18 protein-coding genes, 2 tRNA genes and 2 pseudogenes are annotated in these 24,537 nt (G+C 62.6%); 11 read left to right on the forward strand and 11 right to left on the reverse strand.

Annotated elements, in window-relative coordinates; translation table 11 throughout:
- Positions 1 to 153: 153 nt before the first annotated feature.
- The 6 genes and pseudogenes from EUB48_RS22005 to EUB48_RS06410 form a co-directional block, all read left to right on the forward strand.
- Positions 154 to 303 (forward strand): annotated as a pseudogene (locus EUB48_RS22005) (poly-beta-hydroxybutyrate polymerase N-terminal domain-containing protein); the annotation flags it as partial.
- Positions 304 to 335: 32 nt separating this feature from the next.
- A pseudogene (locus EUB48_RS21660) lies at positions 336 to 477 on the forward strand (phosphate acetyltransferase); the annotation flags it as partial.
- On the forward strand, positions 474 to 1,931 hold the full coding sequence (locus tag EUB48_RS06395; RefSeq protein WP_142818110.1) for an efflux transporter outer membrane subunit: 1,458 nt from the start codon (positions 474 to 476) through the stop codon (positions 1,929 to 1,931). The pseudogene EUB48_RS21660 and the gene EUB48_RS06395, both read left to right, overlap by 4 nt.
- Positions 1,928 to 3,001 carry an HlyD family secretion protein gene (locus EUB48_RS06400; RefSeq protein WP_142818111.1) on the forward strand — a complete coding sequence of 358 codons (1,074 nt, stop codon included), beginning with the start codon at positions 1,928 to 1,930 and terminating at the stop codon, positions 2,999 to 3,001. The genes EUB48_RS06395 and EUB48_RS06400 overlap by 4 nt, the downstream gene beginning before the upstream one ends.
- On the forward strand, positions 2,998 to 5,760 hold the full coding sequence (gene rbbA / locus EUB48_RS06405; RefSeq protein WP_142818112.1) for a ribosome-associated ATPase/putative transporter RbbA: 2,763 nt from the start codon (positions 2,998 to 3,000) through the stop codon (positions 5,758 to 5,760). Before EUB48_RS06400 ends, rbbA begins: the two co-directional genes overlap by 4 nt.
- Position 5,761: 1 nt before the next feature.
- Positions 5,762 to 6,889, forward strand: a complete 1,128-nt coding sequence (locus tag EUB48_RS06410) for an ABC transporter permease (protein WP_142818113.1) — start codon at positions 5,762 to 5,764, stop codon at positions 6,887 to 6,889.
- A gap of 402 nt (positions 6,890 to 7,291) precedes the next feature.
- On the opposite strand, the gene EUB48_RS06415 is transcribed toward EUB48_RS06410, so the two are convergent.
- Together EUB48_RS06415 and EUB48_RS06420 are read right to left on the reverse strand one after the other, a co-directional pair.
- On the reverse strand, positions 7,292 to 8,371 hold the full coding sequence (locus EUB48_RS06415; RefSeq protein WP_142818114.1) for a DUF262 domain-containing protein: 1,080 nt from the start codon (positions 8,369 to 8,371) through the stop codon (positions 7,292 to 7,294).
- Positions 8,368 to 9,111 carry an FRG domain-containing protein gene (locus tag EUB48_RS06420; RefSeq protein WP_142818115.1) on the reverse strand — a complete coding sequence of 248 codons (744 nt, stop codon included), beginning with the start codon at positions 9,109 to 9,111 and terminating at the stop codon, positions 8,368 to 8,370. Before EUB48_RS06420 ends, EUB48_RS06415 begins: the two co-directional genes overlap by 4 nt.
- Before the next feature lie 39 nt (positions 9,112 to 9,150).
- Here EUB48_RS06420 and EUB48_RS06425 point away from each other — a divergent pair, with 39 nt between their 5' ends.
- The 3 genes from EUB48_RS06425 to EUB48_RS06435 all read left to right on the forward strand — a co-directional run bounded on the left by EUB48_RS06425 (position 9,151) and on the right by EUB48_RS06435 (position 12,735).
- A complete protein-coding gene (locus tag EUB48_RS06425; RefSeq protein WP_142818116.1) occupies positions 9,151 to 9,927 on the forward strand; it encodes a hypothetical protein in 777 nt (258 codons plus the stop codon).
- A gap of 368 nt (positions 9,928 to 10,295) precedes the next feature.
- On the forward strand, positions 10,296 to 11,417 hold the full coding sequence (locus EUB48_RS06430) for a replication initiation factor (protein ID WP_142818117.1): 1,122 nt from the start codon (positions 10,296 to 10,298) through the stop codon (positions 11,415 to 11,417).
- 223 nt (positions 11,418 to 11,640) lie between these two features.
- Positions 11,641 to 12,735, forward strand: a complete 1,095-nt coding sequence (locus EUB48_RS06435) for a tyrosine-type recombinase/integrase (RefSeq protein WP_142818118.1) — start codon at positions 11,641 to 11,643, stop codon at positions 12,733 to 12,735.
- A gap of 6 nt (positions 12,736 to 12,741) precedes the next feature.
- Here the strand turns inward: EUB48_RS06435 and EUB48_RS06440 are convergent.
- The 4 genes from EUB48_RS06440 to EUB48_RS06455 all read right to left on the reverse strand — a co-directional run bounded on the left by EUB48_RS06440 (position 12,742) and on the right by EUB48_RS06455 (position 14,841).
- Positions 12,742 to 12,817, reverse strand: a tRNA-Lys gene (locus EUB48_RS06440).
- 19 nt (positions 12,818 to 12,836) lie between these two features.
- A tRNA-Ala gene (locus tag EUB48_RS06445) sits at positions 12,837 to 12,912 on the reverse strand.
- Between the two features lie 88 nt (positions 12,913 to 13,000).
- Complete coding sequence (locus EUB48_RS06450; protein WP_142818119.1) at positions 13,001 to 13,978, reverse strand: GMP reductase; 978 nt, start codon at positions 13,976 to 13,978, stop codon at positions 13,001 to 13,003.
- 152 nt (positions 13,979 to 14,130) lie between these two features.
- On the reverse strand, positions 14,131 to 14,841 hold the full coding sequence (locus tag EUB48_RS06455) for a hypothetical protein (protein WP_142818120.1): 711 nt from the start codon (positions 14,839 to 14,841) through the stop codon (positions 14,131 to 14,133).
- A 23-nt stretch (positions 14,842 to 14,864) separates the two neighbouring features.
- Here EUB48_RS06455 and EUB48_RS06460 point away from each other — a divergent pair, with 23 nt between their 5' ends.
- Positions 14,865 to 17,255, forward strand: a complete 2,391-nt coding sequence (locus EUB48_RS06460) for a UvrD-helicase domain-containing protein (RefSeq protein WP_142818121.1) — start codon at positions 14,865 to 14,867, stop codon at positions 17,253 to 17,255.
- A gap of 82 nt (positions 17,256 to 17,337) precedes the next feature.
- On the opposite strand, the gene EUB48_RS06465 is transcribed toward EUB48_RS06460, so the two are convergent.
- The 3 genes from EUB48_RS06465 to EUB48_RS06475 form a co-directional block, all read right to left on the reverse strand.
- Positions 17,338 to 18,117: a BPSS1780 family membrane protein gene (locus EUB48_RS06465; protein WP_142818122.1), complete on the reverse strand. Its 780-nt coding sequence runs from the start codon at positions 18,115 to 18,117 to the stop codon at positions 17,338 to 17,340.
- Between the two features lie 104 nt (positions 18,118 to 18,221).
- The gene (locus EUB48_RS06470) at positions 18,222 to 19,184 is read right to left on the reverse strand and encodes a homoserine kinase (RefSeq protein ID WP_142818123.1); all 963 of its coding nucleotides are present in this window, start codon (positions 19,182 to 19,184) and stop codon (positions 18,222 to 18,224) included.
- Positions 19,185 to 19,200: 16 nt separating this feature from the next.
- A complete protein-coding gene (locus EUB48_RS06475) occupies positions 19,201 to 19,527 on the reverse strand; it encodes a hypothetical protein (protein ID WP_142818124.1) in 327 nt (108 codons plus the stop codon).
- Between the two features lie 63 nt (positions 19,528 to 19,590).
- On the opposite strand from EUB48_RS06475, the gene polA reads away from it, so the two are divergent.
- A complete protein-coding gene (gene polA / locus EUB48_RS06480) occupies positions 19,591 to 22,437 on the forward strand; it encodes a DNA polymerase I (RefSeq protein WP_142818125.1) in 2,847 nt (948 codons plus the stop codon).
- 22 nt (positions 22,438 to 22,459) lie between these two features.
- Here polA and EUB48_RS06485 read toward each other — a convergent pair whose 3' ends face one another.
- Together EUB48_RS06485 and EUB48_RS06490 are read right to left on the reverse strand one after the other, a co-directional pair.
- The gene (locus EUB48_RS06485) at positions 22,460 to 23,749 is read right to left on the reverse strand and encodes a chloride channel protein (RefSeq protein WP_142818126.1); all 1,290 of its coding nucleotides are present in this window, start codon (positions 23,747 to 23,749) and stop codon (positions 22,460 to 22,462) included.
- Complete coding sequence (locus EUB48_RS06490) at positions 23,750 to 24,532, reverse strand: 3-hydroxybutyrate dehydrogenase (RefSeq protein ID WP_142818127.1); 783 nt, start codon at positions 24,530 to 24,532, stop codon at positions 23,750 to 23,752.
- Between the last annotated feature and the right edge of the window lie 5 nt (positions 24,533 to 24,537).

Raw genomic sequence — 24,537 nt, forward strand, 5'->3', positions numbered from 1 at the left:
CGTTTGTCGAGGGTAAGGTCACTTCTTGATTTCGCTCAAGGCGTTGCCCATTTGATGACACAGAATATGCAGCAGGGCGATTAGGGTGTGCGTAAAAAAGAATGCGATGACCTTCCATGATTTCCGGTTCCGAGAGGTTCTGTTTGGCCAATTTTGAATCCTTCGTATTCATACTCCAAAGATGCTTCTGCCCTACTTACCGACCATCAGCGTTGCACAGTCAGCTGGCACGCCTCATGCCGGGGGCTTTCGCCCGCATCGCTGGGAAGCGCCTACACGGACTGGCTCGTTCATCTGGCGATATCACCCGGCGAGCCACAGGAGCTGGTGGCCAAGGCGGCGCGCAGGCGGCCGGCATCGTCATGGGCGCGCGTGCCGGTTGTGCTGACCAGCCGCCCCGATTCGGCCCATTCGCGCATTGCCTCCTGCGCCATCGCGCTGCTGCTTATCAAGCATCATTTCAGGGAGTTGACATGAACGCGGCCCACGCACGCTGGCCCACTCTGGCCGCAGCCTCCCTGCTGATGGGCGGCTGCGCTTCGATGGCTCCGCCCTACGAAGCCCCCGCACTTGCGCTGGCACCGAGTTATGCGGCCGATGCTTCGCAAACGGGGCCGAACGCTGCTGCCACGGGCTGGCGCGACTACTTCACTGACCAGCGCCTGCAGGCGCTGATTGCGCAGGCGCTGGAGAACAACCGAGATCTGCGCGCCACGGCGCTGCGTGTGGACGAAGCCCGCGCCGCGTACGGTATTCAGCGCGCCGAGCAGTTTCCTGCCATAGGTGCGCAGGCGGGCATGGACCGGTCGCGCACCCCCGCCGACCTGAGCATCACCGGCCAGCCCCAGCTGGGCAGCCAATACCAGGTTGCCTTGGGGCTGGCCAGCTGGGAGATCGACTTTTGGGGCCGCGTGCGCAGCCTGCGCGATGCAGCGCTGGAGAGCTACCTGGCCACCGATGCGGCGCGACGCGCGGTGACCGTGGGCCTGATCGCCCAGGTGGCCAACAGCGACTTGGCGCTGCGCGAACTCGACGAGCGCCTGGCGCTGGCGCACCAGACCATCGCCAGCCGCCAGGAAAGCCTGCGCATCTTCACCCGCCGCGTAGCGGTCGGCTCTGCCTCGCGCCTGAGCCTGACCGAGATGCAGACGCTGCTGACCCAGGCCCAGGCCCTGAGCGCACAGCTGGAGCAGGCGCGTGCGCAGCAGGCCCATGCACTGGCGCTGCTGGTCGGTGCCCCGGTGGATCTGACGCCCGCTGCCAGCCGGCTGGATGCACTGCAGATGCCGGAGCTGAGGGCCGGTCTGCCGTCTGACCTGTTGACCCAGCGCCCCGACATTGTGGCCGCCGAGCATCAACTGAAGGCCGCCCACGCCCAGATTGGCGCCGCGCGCGCAGCGTTTTTCCCGCGCATCGCGCTAACCGGCTTGCTGGGAACCGCCAGTACCGAGCTGGGTGGCCTGTTCGACGGCGGCAGCCAGATATGGGTACTCTCACCCATCATTTCGCTGCCACTTTTCGACGGCGGCCGGCGCGACAACAACCTCAGCTTGGCCGAGGCGCGCAGCAATATCGCAGTGGCGAACTACGAAAAAACCGTGCAGGGTGCCTTCCGCGATGTGGCGGACGCACTCGCAGCGCGCCAGTGGCTGGACCGCCAGCTTTCCCTGGGGCGAGACGCCCTTGCAACACAGGCTGAACGGGCGCGGCTCTCCCAACTGCGCTATGACAACGGCGCGGCTGCCTTCCTGGAGGTGCTGGACGCCCAGCGCGACCTGCTGGTCGCAGAGCAGCAGGTGGTGCAGCTGCGCCGCGCCTTGCTGTCCAGCCAGGTCGGCCTGTATGCGGCCCTGGGCGGTGGCTCGCTCACAGGGCTCGCCGACGCCCCATCTGCCGCACCCGCCCCCCTGAACTCGACCGACGTCCCATGAACACCTCTTTCAAAAGACGTTTGATTCCCCTCGTCTTCGTTGCCGCTGTACTGGCCGGCGGCGCTTACCTCTGGACGCGACTGCGCGACCACGAGGCCAACGATGCCCTGGCCAGCGGCAATGGCCGCATCGAAGCCACCGAGATCGACGTGGCAGCCAGGCTCGGCGGACGCGTCCAGGATATCCTGGTCAAGGAAGGCGACTTCGTCACCGCCGGCCAGTTGCTGGCCCGCATGCAGATTGACACGCTCGAAGCATCGCGCGACGAAGCCAAGGCCCGCCAGCAGCAGGCCGTGGCGGCGATTGCCAGCGCTGAAGCCCAAGTGGCCGTGCGCGAGAGCGACACGCAGGCGGCCTTGGCCCTGGTGGCGCAGCGCCAGAGCGAGCTCGACGCCGCCCAGCGGCGCCTGGCGCGCTCACAGACGCTGGCCCGCGAAGGCGCCTCGTCGGAACAGGAGCTGGACGATGACCGTGCCCGCGAGCGCAGCGTGCAGGCTGCGCTGGTGGCGGCCAAGGCCCAGGTCAACGCGGCGCAGGCCGCCATCACCGCCGCGCGCACCCAGGTGACGGGGGCGCGTGCAGCGGTGACCGCTGCAGAGGCCACGGTAGCCCGCATCCAGGCCGACATCAACGACAGCGCGCTCACCGCGCCCCGCAGCGGCCGCGTGCAATACCGCATTGCCCAACCCGGCGAAGTGGTAGCCGGCGGCGGCAAGTTGCTGAACCTGGTGGACCTGTCCGATGTGTACATGACCTTCTTCCTGCCCGAGACCGTGGCGGGCAAGGTGGCGCTGGGCAGCGAGGTGCGCATCGTGCTTGACGCGGCACCGCAGTATGTCATTCCGGCCAGGGTCTCGTTTGTCGCCAGCACCGCGCAGTTCACGCCCAAGACGGTGGAAACCGCCAGCGAGCGGCAAAAGCTGATGTTCCGCGTCAAGGCAAAAATCGACCCTGAGTTGCTGCAAAAGCACCTGAACCAGGTCAAGACAGGTTTGCCCGGCGTGGCATGGGTGAAGGTTGACGCGAAGGCCGACTGGCCTGCCGCACTGGCGCTGAAGGTCGCGCCGTGACCGAGGCCAGCGCCGCGCCTGCGGTCGTGCGTTTGCGCGACGTGGGGCTGCGCTATGGGCCAACCACGGCGCTCGATAACGTCACGCTGGAGCTGCCTGCCGGCCGCATGGTCGGCCTGATCGGGCCGGACGGCGTCGGCAAGTCCAGTCTGCTGGCGCTGGCCTCCGGCGTGCGTGCACTGCAGCAGGGTCGGGTTGAGGTGCTGGGCGGCGACATGGCCCTGGTGCGCCACCGGCAGGCGGTCTGCCCGCGCATTGCCTACATGCCGCAGGGTCTGGGGAAAAACCTGTACCCCACGCTGTCGGTCGAAGAGAACCTGCAGTTTTTCGCCCGTCTGTTCGGGCACGACAGCGCAGAGCGCCGCCGCCGCATCGACGAACTGACGCGCAGCACCGGACTGTTCCCCTTCCTGAGTCGTCCGGTGAGCAAGCTCTCGGGCGGCATGAAGCAAAAGCTCGGCCTGTGCTGCGCGCTGATCCACGACCCGGATCTGCTGATCCTGGACGAGCCGACCACCGGCGTGGACCCGCTGGCGCGCGACCAGTTCTGGGGCATGATTGCCGGCATTCGTCGCCGCCGGCCCGGCATGAGCGTGATCGTGGCCACTGCCTACATGGAAGAGGCGCAGCACTTCGACTGGTTGGTGGCGATGGACGGCGGACGTGTGCTGGCCACCGGCACGCCGGGCGAACTGCTGGCGCACACCGGTTGCGCCTCCCTGGAGGCTGCTTTCATTGCACTCCTTCCTGAAGAAAAACGCAGTGGCCACCGCGCCGTGGAAATTCCACCTTTGGACACGAACAGTCAAGACGACATCGCCATTGAAGCCCAGGGGCTGACCATGCGTTTTGGCGACTTTGTGGCGGTCGACCAGGTGAGCTTCCGGATCCGACGCGGCGAGATTTTTGGTTTCCTCGGCTCGAATGGCTGCGGCAAGTCCACCACCATGAAGATGCTGACCGGGCTGCTGCCAGCCTCAGAAGGCGAGGCCCGGCTGTTCGGCATGGTGGTGGACCCGAAGGACATGAGCACGCGCCGCCGCGTGGGCTACATGTCCCAGTCCTTCTCGCTCTACGGTGAGCTCACGGTGCAGCAAAACCTGGTGCTGCATGCCCGGCTGTTTCATGTGCCCGAGGCCGAGGTCCAGGCGCGCGCGGCCCAAATGGTGGAGCGCTTTGGCCTGAAGGAAGAGCGGGGCATGCTGCCCGAGAAGCTGCCGCTGGGCCTGCGCCAGCGCCTGTCGCTGGCCGTGGCCATGGTGCACAAGCCCGAACTGCTCATCCTGGACGAGCCGACTTCCGGCGTGGACCCGATTGCCCGGGACAGCTTCTGGCGCCTGATGATCGAACTGGCGCGGCGCGACAAGGTCACCATCTTCATCTCCACCCACTTCATGAATGAGGCCGAGCGTTGCGACCGCATCTCGCTCATGCACGCTGGCCGGGTGCTGGACAGCGACACCCCCGCCGCCCTGGTGACCAAGCGCAAGGCAGCCACGCTGGAAGAGGCCTTCATCGGCTACCTGCTGGAGGCCAGCGGGGGAGAATCGCAGGCCCCGGCAACGCCCACTGCAGCGACCGGGCCGGCACCGGCTTTGGAAGCGCCCCGGCCCCTGGGCCTGGCCCGGCGTTTGCAGCGCAGCCTGTCCCGCGTCTATAGCTACCTGTGGCGCGAGACGCTTGAACTCCAGCGCGACCCTGTGCGCGGCGCGCTGGCCCTGCTCGGCTCCTTGCTGCTGATGTTTGTGATCGGCTACGGCATCAATATGGACGTGGAGAACCTGCGCTACGCCGTGCTGGACCGTGACCAGACCGCGTTGAGCCAGAACTACACCCTCAACCTGGCGGGCTCGCGCTACTTCAAAGAGCGCCCGCCCATCGCCGATTACGCAGAACTCGACCGGCGCATGCGCAATGGCGAGTTGTCGCTGGCCCTGGAGATTCCAGCAGGCTTCGCGCGCGATGTGGCGCGCGGCCAACCGGTGCAGATCGGCGCCTGGATCGATGGCGCCATGCCCCAGCGCGCCGAGACCGTGAACGGCTATGTGCAGGGCATGCACCAGCAGTGGTTTGCGGCGCGGCTGCATGAGAGCACCGGCGTGCAGCTGGCCAGCACGAGCAGCGTGGAAACGCGCTTTCGCTACAACCCCGATGTAAAAAGCCTGCCCGCCATGGTGCCGGCGGTGATTCCCATGCTGCTGCTCATGCTGCCGGCCATGCTGACCGCCCTGGCGGTGGTCCGTGAAAAAGAACTGGGCTCCATCATCAACCTGTACGTCACGCCCACGACGCGGACCGAGTTCCTGCTGGGCAAACAACTGCCCTATGTGGCGCTGGCCATGCTCAACTTCGTACTCATGTGCCTGGCCGCCGTGACGGTACTTGGCGTTCCCATCACCGGCAGCTTCTGGACGCTGGCGCTGGCAGCATTGCTGTTCAGCCTTTGCTCCACCGGCATGGGGCTGCTGGCATCCACCGTCACGCGCAGCCAGATCGCCGCCATGTTCTTTGCCATGCTAGGCACGATGCTGCCGGCGGTGCAGTTTGCAGGCCTGATCAACCCGGTGTCCTCGCTCGAAGGCAGCGGCCGCCTGATCGGCCAGATCTACCCCGCCACTTATATGTTTAACATCAGCCGGGGAGTGTTCAGCAAGGCGCTCAGTTTTGCCGACCTGCATACCGCTTTCTGGCCTTTGCTTATCGCCGTGCCGGTGATTCTGGGCGCCGCCGTCGCGCTGCTAAAAAAGCAGGGGGCTTGAGATGCGACGTCACCTGGCCAACATCTACCGCCTGGGCATCAAGGAGTTGTGGAGCCTGTGGCGCGACCCGATGATGCTGGTGCTCATTGTGTACGCCTTCACGCTGGGGATTTATGTCGCCGGCACGGCCATGCCCGAAACGCTGCACCGGGCCCCGATTGCCATAGTGGACGAGGACGATTCGGCCTTGTCGAGCCGCATCATCTCAGCGTTTTACCCGCCCCAGTTCACCTGGCCCGTGCGTATCAGTAATGCCCAGGTCGATCCCGGACTGGACTCGGGTCAATTTACCTTTGTCCTGGTCATTCCGCCCAACTTCCAGAGCGACGTGCTGTCCGGCAAATCGCCACAGCTGCAGCTCAACATCGACGCTACGCGCATGAGCCAGGCCTTTGCGGGCAACGGCGCCATCCAGCAGATCGCGATGGGCGAGGTCAACGAGTTTGTCCAGCATTATCGGGGCACCGCCACCATGCCGGTGGAACTGGCCACGCGCATGCGCTTCAATCCGGCGTTGCAGCCCTCGTGGTTCGGATCCCTGATGGAGGTGGTCAACAACATCACCATGCTGTCCGTTATCCTGACGGGGGCAGCGCTGATACGCGAGCGCGAGCACGGCACCATCGAGCACTTGCTGGTGATGCCGGTTACGCCAACCGAAATCATGCTGGCCAAGGTCTGGTCCATGGCACTTGTGGTGTTGCTGGCCGCCATGGTGTCCCTCACCCTGGTTATAGAGGGCGTGCTGCGTGTGCCCATTGAAGGCTCCATCGGGCTATTTTTGACCGGGGCCAGCCTGCACCTTTTCGCCACCACGTCCATGGGCATCTTCATGGCTACGCTGGCACGCAGCATGCCGCAGTTCGGCCTGCTGATGATGCTGACCATGATGCCGCTGGAAATGCTCTCTGGCGGCATGACCCCGCGCGAGAGCATGCCGGCCTGGGTACAGCAGGTCATGTCGATCGCGCCCACTACCCATTTCACCGAGCTGAGCCAGGCCATCCTCTTCCGTGGCGCAGGGATAGGCGTGGTGTGGCAGTCTTTCGCCGCTCTACTGGTGATCGGCTCGGTGCTCTTTGCACTGTCGCTGGCACGTTTTCGCAAAACCATCGGGCAGATGGCCTGAATGGACTGGCACCGTCACACACATCAAGGAGCTTTCCGTGAACATCGCCCCTGCCCAGCGCAAGGAACTGGCATGAGCGAAGCGCTGCTGGTCATCAACTCGGGCTCGTCCAGGGCCAACTGCAACCCCACGGCACGGTGGGTCTAATTCAATCTGGAGCTGGCCAAGAAGTCCACGCAATGCTTGGAGTACATCGCGGTGCATGCGCTGGTACGCTTGAAGAAAAGGGGAACTGACCATGACAGCCAATTCCCCTCTATAGCAAGTGGTGGGTTCTGAGAGATTCGAACTCTCGACCTACGAATTAAGAGCGGGTTAAAATCCTTATTTATCAATAACTTAGGCCCGTCTTTGCTCGTCACGTTTCGTCAGAGTTCGCCAAAACTGTCACGCGTATCAGGATCACAATATTGGGATCGCGGGGATCTCTAGGAAGGTTGAGAGTATCTTTACCCGCTCTCTTATGTTGGAAGCATCGTTCGTGCCTTGCTGAGTTAGGCGATCATATTCGAGCAGTTCAAAGCTTGCATTGCCGTAGTTCTCCTCCGCCGTAACTCGGTTATCTCTTACTAAGTCGCGGAATTCAAGGAGCTTTTTTCGACTCATTTTGAAACTCTCTCTAGATGCCTTAGCGCTCTTTGCTACGATGTAATAAACCGTCATGTTACCCTGAGCTCGTAGTAGCTCGTCCCGCTCAACAAATACCGAATTCATTTGATCGAGTACTGATATCACGCGGTTAGCAAGCGCAGAGACTTCTCCTGTAGGGGCATCGTGATAATTCCGTGCCATTGCGTCAAGATACTCCTTTTTTGTGTCAATAATCTTGCCCATCGTTGCTAGATTTTCCTCAACTAGCAGCATTCGTGCAGCGGACTCACGATGCTGGAAACGCCTATTCCCGAATGCAACGCAGCGATTAAAAAACTCGTGAGATGCCACATCTCTGATAGCTGCCACCATTGCTCCACCAATCGAGTTTCTCTTTTCGGCAGCATTCAGGGGGACTGCTTCATTCAACCGGGAGAACATGTCCTCGATGAGTTCCTGATCGTCTGTTTGCACGCCGATGACGGGTAGTACAAACGAATCAAACTTGATTTTGAGTTTTGGGTAATTCGTTGCGATGTCGGCGTAACCGAAGCTTCTGAGAACCAGACCTTCATCATCCTGATACACGAAATCGTCGGCAAGAGTAAACTTGCCTTCAATGAAGGTCCATATCGTCTCTAGACGTTGACGCCCATCAATGACAGCGTACGCATAGCCGGAACTCTTTTTTTCTTCTCGCGAGAAAGAGTGCAGATAAATCTTGGGTATGTCGTAGTCGTTGAGTATGGAGTCGATCAAGAGCTGTTTCTTCTCAAGTGTCCAGATGCCACCCATGCGTTGATAGTCTGGATCAAGGAGAATTTCGTCTTTCTCAGAATACAGACGCATGATTGTGCTGTGCTGCACGGGGAAAGTCTCGATATAGCTCATGCCAAACCTTTATAGATGTTTGCCCCAATACTTGCTAGTTCTGGAAACATAGAAAACTTCGAGACACCAAGGAGGCGTAGTTGCTCGAGCATATTGGCTCGGCTAGCAGCTGGGATGATGTATTTCACGACGTGTGACTGATCACCGATTTCCTCAATTGGCTTATTATCTAAGTGATGTATTGTAAATACGCCGAGTTGCGCTTGAATTCGTGCGTTATTGCGAGTTGCTATTGTAGCCAGGGGTAGCAGTTTTACTCGACGCTCTTGACTTAGGCGTTCAATGGAATAATTCTGAAGTTCATCATCGTCAAAAGAGGGAATAAAAAATTCTTCATCCGCAATAATGTTAGCGTTCTTGTTGAGTTCGCTAGGCCTCAAACACCATACCGCTGCATCATGTCCATTGTGATTCTCCGATGCTTCGATAGCGAAATAAAGAGCGACAAGCGGGCTCTCGCTCCAGTCCAACAGTCGGGTAGGTAAGCCGTAATGTTGCATTAAGAAAAGCCAATCAAATGAGTCTTTCGGATCTCGATCCAATAGCATCGCGGCGCTCTGCTTAAATCGCTTCATAAGAGTTGATTCGGAAACACCACCATTCAAGCGAAGGTAACCCGGCAATAGGTGCCAGTCTTTCCGTGCCTGCCCCCTATACCAAACGGAACCGCTGTATTCTGTCTGGTCCGCCTGGAGCGCCTGTATAAGCCCCTCGACGTTATCGATAGTCTTTTCTTTCACTTAGCCCCCCAAAACGATGGCGAAAAATTTAGGCCCATTATGCCGAAGGAATACAAAAAACTCACCGGCGATCAATTGAAGGAGCTCATCGGCAGGCTTCCCAAACTGCGCTCGCTTTTCGCTGACGTGCGCGCTCATGTCGCCACCGTACCGATAGAGAAGTTCGACAGCATCATGAAGGGCGGCTACGGTGCCTGGGTCTCGGTCTATGAGAAACCCTTCATCGAGCACCTGAGCCTGATCATCGTGGCCTTGAACCGCGCCCAGGATGTTCAAGCCATGGCTGCGGCGAATGATCCCCAGCAGGCGGCATTGGACAGCATGGACTTTGAGTCTGACGATGATCGCCCGCACCACGAAGCCTTCGAAAAGCAGGACGTTGTGGCACTGTCGTTTTCGTTGAATCGCACGATGCAAAGCATGATGACTTATGGCCGTAGCCTGTCGAGCTTGATTCAGGATGTGCGCGAAAACAACAATGTCGATTCCCTGTTCAAGGCGATCCGCATTGATCGGGCCATTGTTGGTTGTCCCACGGCGTTGGATCGAATCGCCCGTGCCGAGCTTCGGGGTAACAAGGCCTTTTTCAAGCACCTGCGCGCTGCGCTCGCCGGTCCCTCCAAGAAGGTATGGACTGGCATGGACGATATGAGATATGCCTTCCTCATCCTGCGCGAGCTTGGGATCAATAACCTCTCTGAGGCGGACCTGGAAAAGCTGATGGTCAACGACCTGGGCGTCTACAAGAATGTTTCCGGCGCCCGTAAGAATCTCCGTGCTCACTATCAGCATTCCCGCAAGATTAAAACCATCTGAAATCGCCATTTGAGATGGTCGCCCAAACGGGCCGACATGCATAACTTCGGTATCCATTCCAGGTAGTCAACTCGACATGCTGGTGTGGATCAAAGGAAGTTTCCATGTCCTCCAAGCGTTTTCATGCTGGCAAGCCTGCCGGCCATCACACTGACATCAACCCGGACTGCAAACCAGCCGACCCGAATTCGCGGACGAGCGCGCCAGCGCCGGCCGGCGAATCCGGGTCGGAAGGTATCGCGGCAACTGGTGGCCCGGGTGCGCCGCCTAGTAACACAGCACCCCATAACAGCAAAAGCACATTGCCTGATGGCTTCCGGCTGCGTCGATTGGCTGTCGATAGCCTGTACCTGTCCTACCCCGGAGACTTGCATCCTTCCGTCCTGGCGGCCCTGGTCAAGCTCAAAGCCTGCGCCCAATCCGAACACCCCGAGGAACAGGCCCAAGCCCAATATCCCCTGGGCACCCACATCTTCGAGGTCAAGGATCGCGGCGCTGGCCGCTTCCCGTTCGTCCTGGTCGACAACACCTACCGCATCCAACTCTCCAAGCCCGGCAAGAAGCTGCCCATGGCCTACGTCCAGGTCTCCGCCGAATACCTGGCCCATCGTGGCCCGGTAGCGGTCGAGAGTGAGCTGCAGGCGCTGCTCTCAGAGCTGGGCGTGCTCTCCGGTCCCAATCGGGTCAGCCGCATCGACCTGGCGGCGGATTTCAGCACCCCGGTCGTCATGGATTCCTGGCATCGCTGCGCCTGGGTCACGCGCGCCACGGAAATTCACAGCTACGCCAAAGACCAAAAGTTCACCGGCTGGACCATCGGCATGGGTGGGGTTATGGGTTGCCGCCTGTACGACAAGGTGCAAGAGATCGTCAACACCGGCAAGGCCTGGGTCATGAACCAATGGATTCCCATGGGCTGGAAGCCCGGAGAATCGGTCTGGCGGCTCGAATTCGAGTTCAAGCGGGACTTCCTCAAGGATCGCAAGCTGACGTCCCTGGAGAGCGTCCTGGCGAACCTGAATGGCCTGTGGAGCTATGCCACTACCGAATGGCTGCGCCTCACGGTTCCCAATGAGTTGGATGGCACCCGGTCCCGCTGGCCGACCCATGCCCTGTGGATCGCCCTGGCCTCGGTCGATTGGGAGAGCACCGATGCCGTCCTGCTCGACAAATGCAGTACGACCCGCAATCCGACCGAACTGCGCTTGATCACGGTGGTCTTGGGCTCCCTGGTGTCCTTCATGGCCATGCACAGAATCGTGGACCGCAACGAGGCCATTGATCAGTTATTGACCCGGCTGTACGAGCATTACTCCACGGTCGCGATCAAACAAGGCCTGTCCTTCGATGAGTACCTGGCCCGGCGCATCGCGCTCAAGGGGCGCGAGTTCAATACCGCCATCAACGCCCCCGGCCTGGTCGACAACCTCAAGCAGGACTTCGAGGACGAAGGCGCGGATGCGTATCGGCGTGCCTCCAAAGGCGAATAGATCAGGGGAACAAGGTGGAAGAAAACGACCTGCCTTTGCCCCCGGTTCGTTGCCTGTCCAGGGAACAAGCGGCGCTGTATCTCGGCATCGGGGTCACGCTGCTGGCCCAGCTCGAGGTGCCGCATGTTCGCTTGGGTCGTCGCTGCGTGTACGACCGCCTTGACCTGGATGCCTGGCTCGATGAAACTAAAGGGGAGCGAAGGCGGGCCGGAAAGGAGAATTTATGGCCCGTAATGAAGGAAGCAGGGAAGGTATCTATCGGAGGCCCGATTCGGGTTTCTGGTGGATCAATGCCACGCTCCCCAACGGCAAAAGAGTACGCCAAAGCGCTGGGACTGACAGCAAAGAGGACGCCCAGGCGTATCTAGCAAAACTCAAGCTGGATGCGTACCGGGAAACCCACTTTGGGATCAAGCCGCAACGCAGCTGGCAAGAGGCCGTGATTCGGTATCTCGAACTGAAACGGAACTTGAGAAGTTTTTCGGATGTGCAGCGGATTTGCCGCCTGCTTGATCCCTACCTGGGGTCGATGATGCTGAACCAGATCAATGGGGATGTCATCTGGTCGATCGTCCAGGGCGAGCTCAAGAAGGGGAACAAGCCCGCCACGGTGAATCGGTACATGTCGACGGTGCGTGCCCTGCTCAGAATGGCGCGCGACGAATGGCAGTGGATCGACAGCTTTCCGAAGATCAAGCTCCTGGCCGGTGAGGTCGAGCGGGACCGCTGGTTGACGCATGAGGAAGCGGATCGCTTGATTCGCCACTGTGCGCCCCATCTGGCGGCCCTGGTGCGGTATGCCCTGGCGACAGGCTGCCGTGCGGCGGAAATCACGGGTCTGGAATGGAACCGCGTGGACCTGGATCGCAGGACCGCCTGGCTGAACCAGACCAAGAACGGAACGCCGCGGGGAGTGCCGTTGAATGAAGATGCGATTGAGGTGTTGAGAGAGCAGATTGGCAATCATCTGCGGTTTTGTTTCACCTTCCGGGGTGAACCATGGCGCTGGCAGATTACCAATTCTGGTTGGCATACTGCGCTGGAGGCTGCCGGTATCCGGGACTTTCGATTTCATGACCTGCGCCATACGTGGGCCTCATGGCATCGCCAGGCGGGAACGTCGTGCGATGAGCTCAAGGAATTGGGCGGCTGGAAGTCCAGGGAGATGGTGGACCGCTATGCCAAGTATGGAACCGAGCATCTCGCCGTAGCTGCCACGAGAATCGAGCGTGTGCGTGCTGAAAACGTGGGCAATATCGTCACGTTTTCGTCACGTTCCGCAAAGACAAAGGACCTAGCCTCGCGGCTAAGTCCTTGATTCAAGTGGTGGGTTCTGAGAGATTCGAACTCTCGACCTACGGATTAAGAGTCCGCTGCTCTACCAGCTGAGCTAAGAACCCACTTTTAAAACTGATACTGTGGTGGAGAGGAGGAGGATCGAACTCCCGACCTCTGCATTGCGAACGCAGCGCTCTCCCAGCTGAGCTACCCCCCCCAATAACACCGGCCCTCAAAGCAATGCGGCGCAGGTGAAAGCCAGGGCGCAATTATGCCGCAAATTTTGGCGCCGGCGGGCCGGCCCGTTACATCAGCAGATGCTCGCCCGCGTTGTCGCCGCCCAAGATGACGTAGTTCACCTTGCGGATGTCCATCAGGCGTTTGCCGCCCGCGTAGCTGATGGAGCTTTGCACGTCTTCCTCCATCTCGCGCAGCGTATCAAGGAGCCGGCCCTTGATGGGCTCCAGGATGCGCTTGCCTTCGACGTGCCTGTACTCGCCCTTGTTGAAGTCGCTGGCCGAGCCGTAATACTCCTTGTACAGCTTGCCATCGACTTCCACCGTCTGGCCGGGGCTTTCCTCGTGGCCGGCCAGCATCGAGCCGATCATGATCATGGTGGCGCCGAAGCGGATCGACTTGGCGATGTCGCCATGCTCGCGGATACCGCCGTCGGCAATGATGGGCTTGGTCGCCACGCGCGCGCACCACTTGAGCGCCGACAGTTGCCAGCCGCCGGTGCCAAAGCCGGTCTTGAGCTTGGTGATGCAGACCTTGCCCGGCCCGATGCCGACCTTGGTCGCGTCTGCGCCCCAATTCTCCAGGTCGATGATGGCCTCGGGGGTACCTACATTGCCCGCGATCACGAAGGCCGCGGGCAGTTTTTCCTTGAGGTAGCCGATCATGTTTTTCACGGTGTCGGCATGGCCGTGGGCAACATCGATGGTGATGTAGTCGGGCGCCAGGCCCGCGGCCACCAGCAGATCCACGGTTTCGTAATCGGGCTTTTTCACGCCCAGCGAGATCGAGGCAAAAATTCCCTTGGCCTTCATGTTCTTGACGAACTGCACATTGTCCAGATCGAACCGGTGCATCACATAGAAGTAGCCGTTTTGCGCCAGCCAGGTGCAAATCGATTCGTCCACCACCGTTTTCATGTTGGCCGGCACCACCGGGATGCGAAAGCTGCGCCCGCCCAGTTCCACCGCGGCATCGCACTCGGCGCGGCTTTCCACGCGGCACTTGCGCGGCAGCAAAAGAACGTTGTCGTAGTCGAAGATTTCCATGGCATCCAGGCTCCAGAATAGTCAAAAAAAGACGATTGAGCGCTTGGACTGGAGCCGGTTCTGTTTCCGGGTACACCCTGGCGATGCGGAAACAAAAAACCGGGTCGCAATGGCTTGGGCCCGGTGATTGATTGTACTTGCTTGCGTTGATGTCATCCGCCAGGCTTGCAGCGCGACTGGGCGGCCGCCAGCACGTGCCCGTGGGCGTCCTGCACCCAGCCCAGCACGCGCAAACGCTCCGGGTGGGCGCCTGGCGGAATGTACATGGGGCGCGACTCAAAGAAGCGGATTTGCTCCGATTTTGATAGCTGCTTGTGCTTGTCCCATACGGACTCCAAGGCGTTTCTTGTCAGATTGCGTGCGACAGGCGTGCCATCCTGTCCGGCCGGAATGGTTTCCACCAGCACCAGCCAGGCGGTCCACGGGCTGCTGCTGGCTGCCGCAACGGGTGCAGGTTTCATTTCGATCGATGCGGCGATGTAGTCGTTGAACGGCAGGCCGTGCGCCACGCGCAGCGGCAGCGCCTTTGCGCCCGCCTTGGCGCCGCCGACCGGGCTGGTGATGGTCAGGGTCTGCGTGGGCGCACTGCGGCCCAGAGCCTGCAGACGTGAGAGGGCATCGCGGCTGGCGGCGGCGGACAGTGGGGCGTCATCGCCGCGGGCGGAGGGCACGATCCAGTCGATGGCGAGTTGCCGGCCCGTCGTCTTCGGGGTGCCGGGGTCGCTCCAGCAAGCCTCGCAATCGGCACTGATGAAGCGCTCCACCAGCGCCACGGGCGTGCGCTCGCCGTCGCTGGCGCAAAACGACTGCGCCTGCGTCAGCGTGCAGGTGGCAAGGCAAAACAGATAAAGCAGGGGTTTCATCGGGGGCTTTCTACAATGACCGTATGTTCTCAGAAATCACACGACCCGGCGCGACCAACTCCCCATTGCTGGACAACCTTAACCCGGAGCAGCGCGCCGCTGTGACGCTACCGAACGAGCATGCGCTGATTTTGGCCGGGGCTGGTTCGGGCAAGACGCGCGTGCTCACCACGCGCATCGCCTGGCTGCTGCAAACCGGCCAGATCTCGCCCGGCGGCGTGCTGGCCGTGACCTTTACCAACAAGGCCGCCAGGGAGATGATGACGCGCCTGTCCAGCATGCTGCCGGTGAACGTGCGCGGCATGTGGATCGGCACCTTCCACGGGCTGTGCAACCGGTTTTTGCGCGCGCACCACAAGCTCGCCAACCTGCCGCAAAGCTTCCAGATCCTCGACACGCAGGACCAGCTCAGCGCGATCAAGCGCCTGATGAAGCAGTTCAACGTGGACGACGAGCGCTTTCCGCCCAAGCAGACGCAATGGTTCATCGCGGGCTGCAAGGAAGACGGCCTGCGCCCCAACATGGTGGAGGCGCGTGACGAAGAGACGCGCAAGAAGATCGAGATTTACCAGCTCTACGAGGAGCAGTGCCAGCGCGAAGGCGTGGTCGATTTCGGCGAGCTGATGCTGCGCTCCTACGAGCTGTTGCGCGACAACGACCCGATTCGCGAGCATTACCAGCGACGTTTTCGCCATATCCTGATCGACGAATTCCAGGACACCAACAAGCTGCAGTACGCGTGGATCAAGCAGCTGGCCGGCCCTGAAAGCAGCGTGCTGGCGGTCGGCGACGACGACCAGAGCATCTACGCCTTTCGCGGTGCGCGAGTCGGCAACATGGCCGATTTTGTGCGGGAGTTCGGCGTCAAGCACCAGATCAAGCTGGAGCAGAACTACCGCAGCTACAGCAACATCCTGGACTCGGCCAACGAGCTGATCAGCCACAACAGCAAGCGCCTGGGCAAGAACCTGCGCACCGATCAGGGGCCCGGCGAGCCGGTGCGCGTGTATGAATCCACCAGCGACTTCGCCGAGGCGCAGTGGATGGTCGATGAAATGCGCCAGCTGGTGCGCGGCGAAGGCCTTGATGCCGGCATCGCGCGCCACGAGATTGCCGTGCTGTACCGCAGCAACGCGCAGAGCCGGGTGATCGAGACGGCGCTGTTCAACGCCGGCGTGCCGTACCGCGTGTACGGCGGCCTGCGGTTTTTCGAGCGCGCCGAGATCAAGCACGCACTAGCCTATTTGCGCCTGCTGGAGAACCCGCGCGACGACACCAGCTTCATGCGCATCGTCAACTTTCCGCCGCGCGGCATTGGCGCACGCAGCATCGAGCAGTTGCAGGATGCTGCGCGCGCCGCCGGCTGCTCGCTCGTTGACGCCGTGAGCACGGTGACGGGCAAGGCGGGCGCCAACCTGGGCGCGTTCGTGGCCAGGATCGACGTGCTGCGCGAACAGACTCTCGGCATGTCGCTGCGCGAGATCATCGAGATGGTGCTGGGTGCGAGCGGCCTGATCGAGCACTACAAGGCCGAGCGCGAAGGCGCGGACCGCGTCGAGAACCTGGAAGAACTCGTCAACGCGGCCGAAAGTTTTGTCTCGCAGGAAGGCTTTGGCCGGGACGCGGTGGCGCTGCCGGTGGACGAGCTGGGCCATGCGCTGACACAGAGCCCGGCGAGCCAGGGATTGGACCCCTATCGGCCCTTGGCGGACCAGCCCCTGGATACCGACACGGGCGAGACGCTGTCACCGCTGGCGGCTTTCCTGGCCCACGCTGCCCTGGAGTCCGGCGACAACCAGGCGCAGGCCGGGCAGGACGCGGTGCAACTGATGACCGTGCATTCCGCCAAGGGGCTGGAATTCGACTGCGTGTTCATCACCGGGCTGGAAGAGGGGCTGTTCCCGCACGAGAACTCGATGAGTGACCAGGACGGCCTGGAAGAAGAGCGCCGCCTGATGTATGTGGCCATCACGCGGGCGCGCAAGCGGCTGTACCTGAGCTACTCGCAAACACGCATGCTGCACGGCCAGACCCGCTACAACCCCAAGAGCCGGTTTTTTGACGAACTGCCGGAGTCGGCACTGAAGTGGCTCACCCCGAAGAATCAGGGCTTCGGTTCCGGGTTTGCTATGAATTCGGGAGCTGGAAGAGAACGCTACTCAAGGGCTGGAGGCGGTTTTGGTCAAGATTATTCGCGCTTGACGGGGCAGTATGCGAGCCCGCCCGTGCCGGCGCAAAAAGCCGCTCCCTCGCACGGCCTGCGCTTGGGGCTGCAGGTGTTTCACACCAAGTTCGGCGAAGGCACCGTGATCACGCTGGAGGGCGTGGGTGACGATGCGCGCGCGCAGGTCAACTTCCCGCGCCACGGCGTCAAGTGGCTGGCGCTGAGCGTGGCCAAGCTGGTGCCGGTGTAAAAAAGAACCCCCACGCTCCGCACTGCGCGTCGTCGCTGCCCCCCGACGGGGCCGAGCTTGCTCGGGGCGGCCCTTCGCTGCGCTAGGCCGTCTCGGGCTCGGTGGTGGAAAAGCTGTCCCGAAACGTGAAGTAGATCGAGGTGAAGAACATGGTCGCCATCAGCAGCGCGACTGGCATCATGGCGACCGACACCAGCTCGGGGCTGCCCGCCAGCGCCGCCAGCAGCGTGAAGACCAGGCCGGTGGCGATAAACACCGCGGCCCAGACCAGCCCGTAAACGGTGAAGGCGCCGAAATTGCGAAAGCACGCCACGATGCTGAAAAAAAGGCTCTTCAACGGCGGCACGCCATGCCAGTGCACCAGCGCTGGCGCGTGCCAGAACAGCAGCGACAGCGGCAGGTACAGGCCCATGGCGACCCACATGGCGACCTGGAAGTCGGAGGACAGGATCATGTCGCCCGAGACCCTGTCGCCCAGCAGATACATCCGGGCGAACTGGCCGCCGTCGAACAGGGCCGAGATGCCCATCACCAGCAGGAAGCCCGCGGCGTAGAGTGCGCCCAGCACCAGCATGGAGCGCAATTGCTGGCGGCCGGCGCGAAACGCGGTGATCAGGATGGAGGGCATCGGGAACTTGCCTTTGGTCGCCTCCTGCGTGGCGGCCATCAGGCCCAGCGTGGCCGCCGGCAGGAGCGCGAGCGCGAGCGCGCCGCCAATGAAGGGGATCAGCGTGGCGATCGACATGATGGCCATGAACATGAAGAACAGGCCGGCCAGCGCGAGCGGCTGCTTGAAGAAGGTTTGAATCCCCAGCTTGACCCATTCAATGCCGGTACGCGCGGGGACGATGTTCAATTTCATGATAGGTAGTCAGCAGGGCAGCAGTTCCGGGGTTGGCATGCAAAAACCGGTTTTGCACGCCGAAAAGGGTGAATTTCAAGTGCGGCCGGACCGGCCGGTGCTATTCAGAGTGTGACAGGGTGGCGGGTCCGCTCGCGCAATACCCGCTCGAAATGTGATGGATCGTGCGCCTTCAGGATGGCGGCCTCGCGCGGCAGGTGCTGGTCCCACAAGCGCGAAATCCAGAAGCGCAAGGCGCCGGCGCGCAGCATGGCGGGCAGCAGTTGGCGCTCGGCGGCAGTCAAAGGGCGCACCGCGGCATAGGCGGCGAGCAGGCTGGCCGCGCGCGCCGCGTCGTGCGTGCCGGCTTGCACGTCGATGCACCAGTCGTTCAGGCACACCGCCAGGTCGAACAGCCAGCTGTCGACGCCGGCAAAATAAAAATCGAACACCCCGGTGAGCACACCGGTCTCGAACAGCACGTTGTCGCGGAATAGGTCGGCATGTACCGGCCCGCGCGGCAGCGCGGCGTAGGCGGAGGAGGCAGCCACGTGGTTCTGGTAGGCCAATTCGCTCTGAATCAGTGCCGCCTGCGATGTGCTCAAGTGCGGCAGCACCACCGGCACGGTCTGGTTCCACCAGGGCAGGCCGCGCAGGTTGGGCTGGTGCTGTGCAAAGTCACGTGCGGCCAGGTGCATGCGCGCCAGCGTGGCGCCCACCGCGGCGCAGTGAGCCGGCGTCGGCGCGAGCTCGCTGTGGCCGCGCAGGCGGTTCACGACGGCGGCGGGCTTGCCTTGCACCGTGTGCAGGATGTCGCCGTCCCGGTTCGCCGCCGGGTCGGGCACCGGCAGGCCATGCTGCGCCAGATGCTTCATCAGGTGCAGGTAAAAGGGCAGTTGCTCCGATGTCAGGCGCTCGAACAGCGTGAGCACATAGTCGGCCGGCCTGCCGTCCTGCTCGGTGGTGACGAAGTAATTGGTGTTTTCGATGCCGCCTTCGATGCCGCGCAGCGCCGTCAACTCCCCCAGGTTCAGCTGGCGCAGCAGTTCGCGCGCCTCGTCGAAAGAGACTTCGGTATAGACAGCCATCGATCAAAACAACATTTCAATATTTCAGGATTTTCCAGACGCGCTGGCCGGCAGGCGCAGGGCTGGCACCGTCACGCGCCGCCGATTCGCCGTGAGTACCGTTGTTCGGCTGGATTTCGTAGGCCGGCACGTTGGCCTTGGGCTGCACGGTGATGCTTTGTGTCTCCCCACCGTAGCGCAACTCGTCGATGCTGCTGCCCGCGTCCTCGTGGTGGATGCGCTCGATGCGTTGCTCCGGGGCCAATTTGGTGCCGGGCGCAGGGGCTTGCGGCGGCGCCGGCGTCTGGGCCAGGGCGGCGCCGCCGCACACGGCCAGCAACAGGGAAAAATGGGTGAGACGCATACCGTCATTGTAGGCGGCGCACGCGATGTGCGCCTGCGCGGGGCGGCCGTGCACAATCCGGGCATGAGCGACCCAAACACTGATCAAAATAGCCCGAAAAAGACCCTGCTGCTGGTGGATGGCTCCAGCTACCTGTACCGCGCATTTCATGCCATGCCCGACCTGCGCGCCGTGCCGGACGATCCTGCCAGTGCGGCCACCGGCGCCATTCGCGGCATGGTCAACATGATGGAGCGGCTGCGCAAGGACGTGCGCGCCGACTATGCCGCCTGCATTTTTGACGCCAAAGGGCCGACCTTTCGCGACGCCATCTATCCCGAGTACAAGCAGCACCGCAGCCCCATGCCGGACGACCTGCGCAGCCAGATCGAGCCGATCCACGAAGTCGTGCGCCTGCTCGGCTGGAAGGTGCTGGCCGTGCCCGGTGTCGAGGCCGACGACGTGATCGGCACGCTGGCCATGACGGCGGCGAGGCAGGGCATCGAAGTGGTTGTTTCCAGTGGCGACAAGGATCTGGCCCAGCTCGTCAACGAGCACATCACCATCATCGACACCATGAATGGCAAGCGGCGCGACCTGGCCGGCGTGCAGGCCGAGTTCGGCGTGCCCGCGCACCTGATGGTCGATTACCAGACGCTGGTGGGCGATCAGGTCGACAACGTGCCGGGCGTGGAAAAGGTCGGCCCCAAGACCGCGGCGAAATGGCTGCAAGAGTATGGATCGCTTGAAGGCGTGGTGGCCAACGCCGGCAACATCAAGGGGGTGGCCGGCGAAAATTTGCGCAAGGCCTTCGACTGGCTGCCGACCGCCCGCCAACTGCTGACCGTCAAGACGGACTGCGATTTGACGGATTATGTAGAGAGCTTGCCTGCTATGGATTCGATAGCTATCAATCCAATGGATACGAAGGCGTTGAAGGCTTTTTACGAAAAATATGGGTTCAAGGGCTTGGCCAGAGGCCTGGCCGATGAAGCGGGCGCAGGCTCAGGAATGGGGGTCGGATCCACGCAGCGAAGCGGAGCTGGCTCTGACCCCCATTCCGATCGCGCCCCTGGTCTGTTCGATGAACCCGTCTCTCCCGCCACCCGTGTCAGCACCGTCGCCTATGACACCCTCCTGACGTGGGATGCTCTGGACGCGTGGCTCGCAAAAATCGAAGCTGCCGAGCTGGTCGCCGTGGACACCGAGACCACCTCGCTCGACGAAATGCGCGCCGAGATCGTGGGCATTTCTTTCAGCGTGACGCCGGGCGAGGCCGCCTACATCCCGCTGCGCCACGCCGGGCCGGATGCGCCAGTGCAGTTGCCCTTCGACGAGGTGCTCGCCAGACTCAAACCCTGGCTGGAAAACCCGGCCAAACTCAAGCTTGGCCAGCACATCAAGTACGACCGCCATGTGTTCGCGAACCACGGCATCGAGGTGGCCGGCTACGCACACGACACCATGCTGCAAAGCTATGTCCTGGAGGTGCACAAGCCGCATGGCCTGGCGAGTCTGGCCGAGCGCCACCTGGGGCGCAGCGGCATCCACTACGAAGACCTGTGCGGCAAGGGCGCGCACCAGATTGCGTTTGCGCAGGTCGATGTGGCCAAAGCGGCCGAGTACTCGTGCGAGGACTCGGACCAGACGCTGGATGTGCACCGGGTGCTGTGGCCGCGGCTGCAGGCCGACAGTCATCCGGGCAAGGGGCTGCACTTCATCTACGAGCTGGAGATTGCCAGCAGCGAGGCTTTGTTCCGCGTCGAGCGCAACGGTGTGCTGATCGATGCGCCGACACTGGCGCGGCAAAGCGCCGAGCTGGGCGCGCGCATTGTGCAGCTGGAGACCGAGGCGCACGCGCTGGCGGGCCAACCCTTCAACCTCGGGTCACCGAAGCAGATCGGCGAGATCTTCTTCACCAAGCTCGGCCTGCCCGTGGTCAAGAAAACCGCCACCGGCGCCCCCAGCACCGACGAGGAGGTGCTGGAAAAACTTGCCGAAGATTACCCGCTGCCGGCCAAGATCCTGGAGCACCGGGGACTTTCCAAACTCAAGGGCACCTACACCGACAAGCTCGCGCAGATGGCGCTGCCGCGCACGGGCCGGGTGCACACGCATTACGCGCAGGCCGTGGCGGTGACGGGGCGCCTGTCCAGCAACGACCCAAACCTGCAGAACATCCCGATCCGCGCGCCCGAGGGCCGGCGCATCCGCGAGGCCTTCATCGCGCCACCTGGCAGTGTCATCGCGAGTGCGGACTACAGCCAGATCGAGCTGCGCATCATGGCCCACATCAGCGGCGACGAGGCGCTGTTGCGCGCCTTCCATGAGGGCCTGGACGTGCACCGCGCGACCGCCGCCGAGGTGTTTGGCGTGGCGCTTGAGCAGGTCAGCAGCGAGCAGCGCCGCTATGCCAAAGTTATCAACTTTGGCTTGATCTACGGCATGAGCGCCTACGGCCTGGCGCGCAACCTGGGCATCGACAACACCGCGGCCAAGAACTACATCGAGCGCTATTTCCAGCGCTTTGCCGGCGTCAAGCGCTACATGGACGAAACCAAGCTGAGCGCCAAGGCCAAGGGCTATGTGGAGACCGTGTTCGGCCGGCGCCTGTACCTGCCCGAGATCAATTCGCCGAACGGCCCGCGTCGCAGCGGCGCCGAGCGCGCCGCCATCAACGCCCCCATGCAGGGCACGGCGGCGGACCTGATCAAGCTCAGCATGGTGAAGGTGCAGCAGGTGCTCGATCAAGAACGGCGCAGTACAAAAATGATCATGCAGGTGCACGACGAACTGGTGTTCGAGGTGCCCGCATCGGAGGTGGACTGGGTGAAGGTCGAGATCCCGCGCCTGATGGCCGGCGTCGCCGATCTCAAGGTGCCGCTGCTGGCCGAGATCGGCGTGGGTCCCAACTGGGATCAGGCTCACTGACGGCGCATTGACACGCCGGCGCTCAGTTGTGCGCCTCGATCGGGTTGCCGTACATCGGCTTGGCGCCGAATTGCGTGCTGACGGCGTGGGCCACGCCGCAGGCCAGCATGACCGGCACGGTGAGCTGGAACTGGTTGGTCATCTCCAGCACCATCACGATCGCCATCAGCGGGGCGTGGGTGACGGCGGTGAGCATCGCCGCCATGCCGATCACGGCCAGCGTGCGCGGGTCGCCGACCCAGGCCAGGGGTAGCCAGAATGACATCACCAGCGCGATCAGGTAGCCGCTGGTGGCGCCGACAAACAGGGTGGGGGTGAACATGCCGCCCACCGCCCCCGAGCCCGTGCTGAGCAGCGTCGCCACGAACTTGGTAACCAGGATCAGGAGCACCCAGGTCCAGGGCGACTGCCCCTGCAGCAAATGCGAAATGGTGCTGTAGCCGTTGCCCCAGACTTCCGGCACGAACGCCGACAGCAGGCCCACCAGCACGCCGCCAGCCCCCAGGCGTAGCGGCAGCGACGGGATGCGGCCAAAAGCGGCGCGGCCACGTTCCACCAGCGCCAGCATGGCCCAGCCGATGCCGCCGCACACCAGGCCGGCGAGCAGTGCCATGCCCAGGCTGCTCGGCACCAGGCGCGCGGTGGGCATCGCATACAGCGGTGCCGGATCGACCAGGCCAAACATCAGCACCGCCGCCGTGGCCGAGGAAATCAGGACCGGCGCCACCGTCTGCGCGGCCAGAAAACCCAGCGCGAGCTCCAGCACGAACACCACGCCCGCCACCGGTGCGTGGTAGGCCGAGCCGATGCCGGCGGCAATGCCGCAGGCCAGCAACACACTGCGTTGATCGGCCGAGAGCGGCGCGACGTGGGCCAGCTTGGCGGCCAGCCAGGCGCCCAATTGCACCATCGGCCCTTCGCGGCCAATTGACGCCCCGGTGCTCACCGAGAGCAGGGCAGACGCGCTGCGCACCAGTGTGGTCCGGTTGTTCAGGTCCACCCGGCCGGCGCGCGCGGCCTCGATGTAGTCCAGGTTCACCGCACCGTCCGGGCCGCGCGCGGCCCAGCGCCGACCCCAATGCAGCGTCAGTCCGGCCAGCAAGCCGCCCACGGCGCCGACCAGTGCGCGGTGCCACGGCGCCAGCGACCGGGCTGCCTCCACCAAGCTGCCGACATGACCTGTGGTTAGCCACTCCATGCCCGCAATCAATCCGCGAAAGCCGATCACGGCGCCGGCCGCGAGTGCGCCGGCCAGAACGGCAAAAAACCACAGGACCGGCGTGCGTGCGGCGCTCGGCGCCTGTGACCCCATTTACTGCATGAACCAGCCGTGGCTCACCACCAGCGACTGGCCGGTGAGCGCGTTGCTCGGGAAGGAGGCAAACAGCAGCGCCACCTCGGCCACGTCCTGCACCGTGGTGAACTCGCCGTCCACCGTTTCTTTCAGCATCACGTTCTTGATCACTTCAGCCTCGCTGATGCCCAGCGTTTTGGCCTGCTCGGGAATCTGTTTTTCCACCAGTGCGGTGCGCACAAAGCCCGGGCAGATCACGTTGGCGCGCACGCCATGCTTGGCGCCTTCCTTGGCGATCACCTTGGCCAGCCCGATCAGGCCGTGCTTGGCGGTCACATAGGGCGCCTTCAGCATGGAGGCTTCCTTGGAGTGCACCGAGCCCATGAAGATCACGCTGCCGCCGCGCCCGCTCGCGTACATGTGCGGCAGGCAGGCCTTGGTGGTCAGGAACGCGCCGTCCAGGTGGATGGCGAGCATTTTTTTCCACTCCGCCAGCGTGAATTCTTCCAGCGGATGCACGATCTGGATGCCGGCATTGCTGACCAGCACATCGACGCCGCCCCAGGCCTTGACGACCTCGGCCACGCCGGCATTGACCTGATCCTCGCTGGTCACATCCATGGCCACGCTCATCGCCTGGGCGCCGGTGCCGCGCAGCTCTTGCGCCGTGGCTTCGGCTGCGTCCTTGTTCATGTCGGCGATCACCACTTTGGCGCCCTCGCGCGCGTAGGTGGTGGCGATTTCCTTGCCGATGCCGGCGGCGGAGCCGGTCACGATCGCGATCTTGTCTTGCATCTTCATGGTTT

Source organism: Rhodoferax sediminis (assembly GCF_006970865.1).
GTDB classification, from domain to species: Bacteria; Pseudomonadota; Gammaproteobacteria; order Burkholderiales; family Burkholderiaceae_C; genus Rhodoferax_A; species Rhodoferax_A sediminis.

Bases quoted from the DNA above. Each gene is read 5' to 3' on its own strand.
- EUB48_RS06490 (WP_142818127.1), bottom strand. From the start codon at position 24,532: ATGAAGATGCAAGACAAGATCGCGATCGTGACCGGCTCCGCCGCCGGC.
- EUB48_RS06460 (WP_142818121.1), top strand. From the start codon at position 14,865: ATGTTCTCAGAAATCACACGACCCGGCGCGACCAACTCCCCATTGCTG.
- EUB48_RS06435 (WP_142818118.1), top strand. From the start codon at position 11,641: ATGGCCCGTAATGAAGGAAGCAGGGAAGGTATCTATCGGAGGCCCGAT.
- EUB48_RS06465 (WP_142818122.1), bottom strand. From the start codon at position 18,117: ATGAAATTGAACATCGTCCCCGCGCGTACCGGCATTGAATGGGTCAAG.
- EUB48_RS06410 (WP_142818113.1), top strand. From the start codon at position 5,762: ATGCGACGTCACCTGGCCAACATCTACCGCCTGGGCATCAAGGAGTTG.
- EUB48_RS06415 (WP_142818114.1), bottom strand. From the start codon at position 8,371: ATGAGCTATATCGAGACTTTCCCCGTGCAGCACAGCACAATCATGCGT.
- EUB48_RS06485 (WP_142818126.1), bottom strand. From the start codon at position 23,749: ATGGGGTCACAGGCGCCGAGCGCCGCACGCACGCCGGTCCTGTGGTTT.
- EUB48_RS06475 (WP_142818124.1), bottom strand. From the start codon at position 19,527: ATGCGTCTCACCCATTTTTCCCTGTTGCTGGCCGTGTGCGGCGGCGCC.
- EUB48_RS06455 (WP_142818120.1), bottom strand. From the start codon at position 14,841: ATGAAACCCCTGCTTTATCTGTTTTGCCTTGCCACCTGCACGCTGACG.
- EUB48_RS06395 (WP_142818110.1), top strand. From the start codon at position 474: ATGAACGCGGCCCACGCACGCTGGCCCACTCTGGCCGCAGCCTCCCTG.
- EUB48_RS06425 (WP_142818116.1), top strand. From the start codon at position 9,151: ATGCCGAAGGAATACAAAAAACTCACCGGCGATCAATTGAAGGAGCTC.
- EUB48_RS06450 (WP_142818119.1), bottom strand. From the start codon at position 13,978: ATGGAAATCTTCGACTACGACAACGTTCTTTTGCTGCCGCGCAAGTGC.
- polA (WP_142818125.1), top strand. From the start codon at position 19,591: ATGAGCGACCCAAACACTGATCAAAATAGCCCGAAAAAGACCCTGCTG.
- EUB48_RS06470 (WP_142818123.1), bottom strand. From the start codon at position 19,184: ATGGCTGTCTATACCGAAGTCTCTTTCGACGAGGCGCGCGAACTGCTG.
- EUB48_RS06400 (WP_142818111.1), top strand. From the start codon at position 1,928: ATGAACACCTCTTTCAAAAGACGTTTGATTCCCCTCGTCTTCGTTGCC.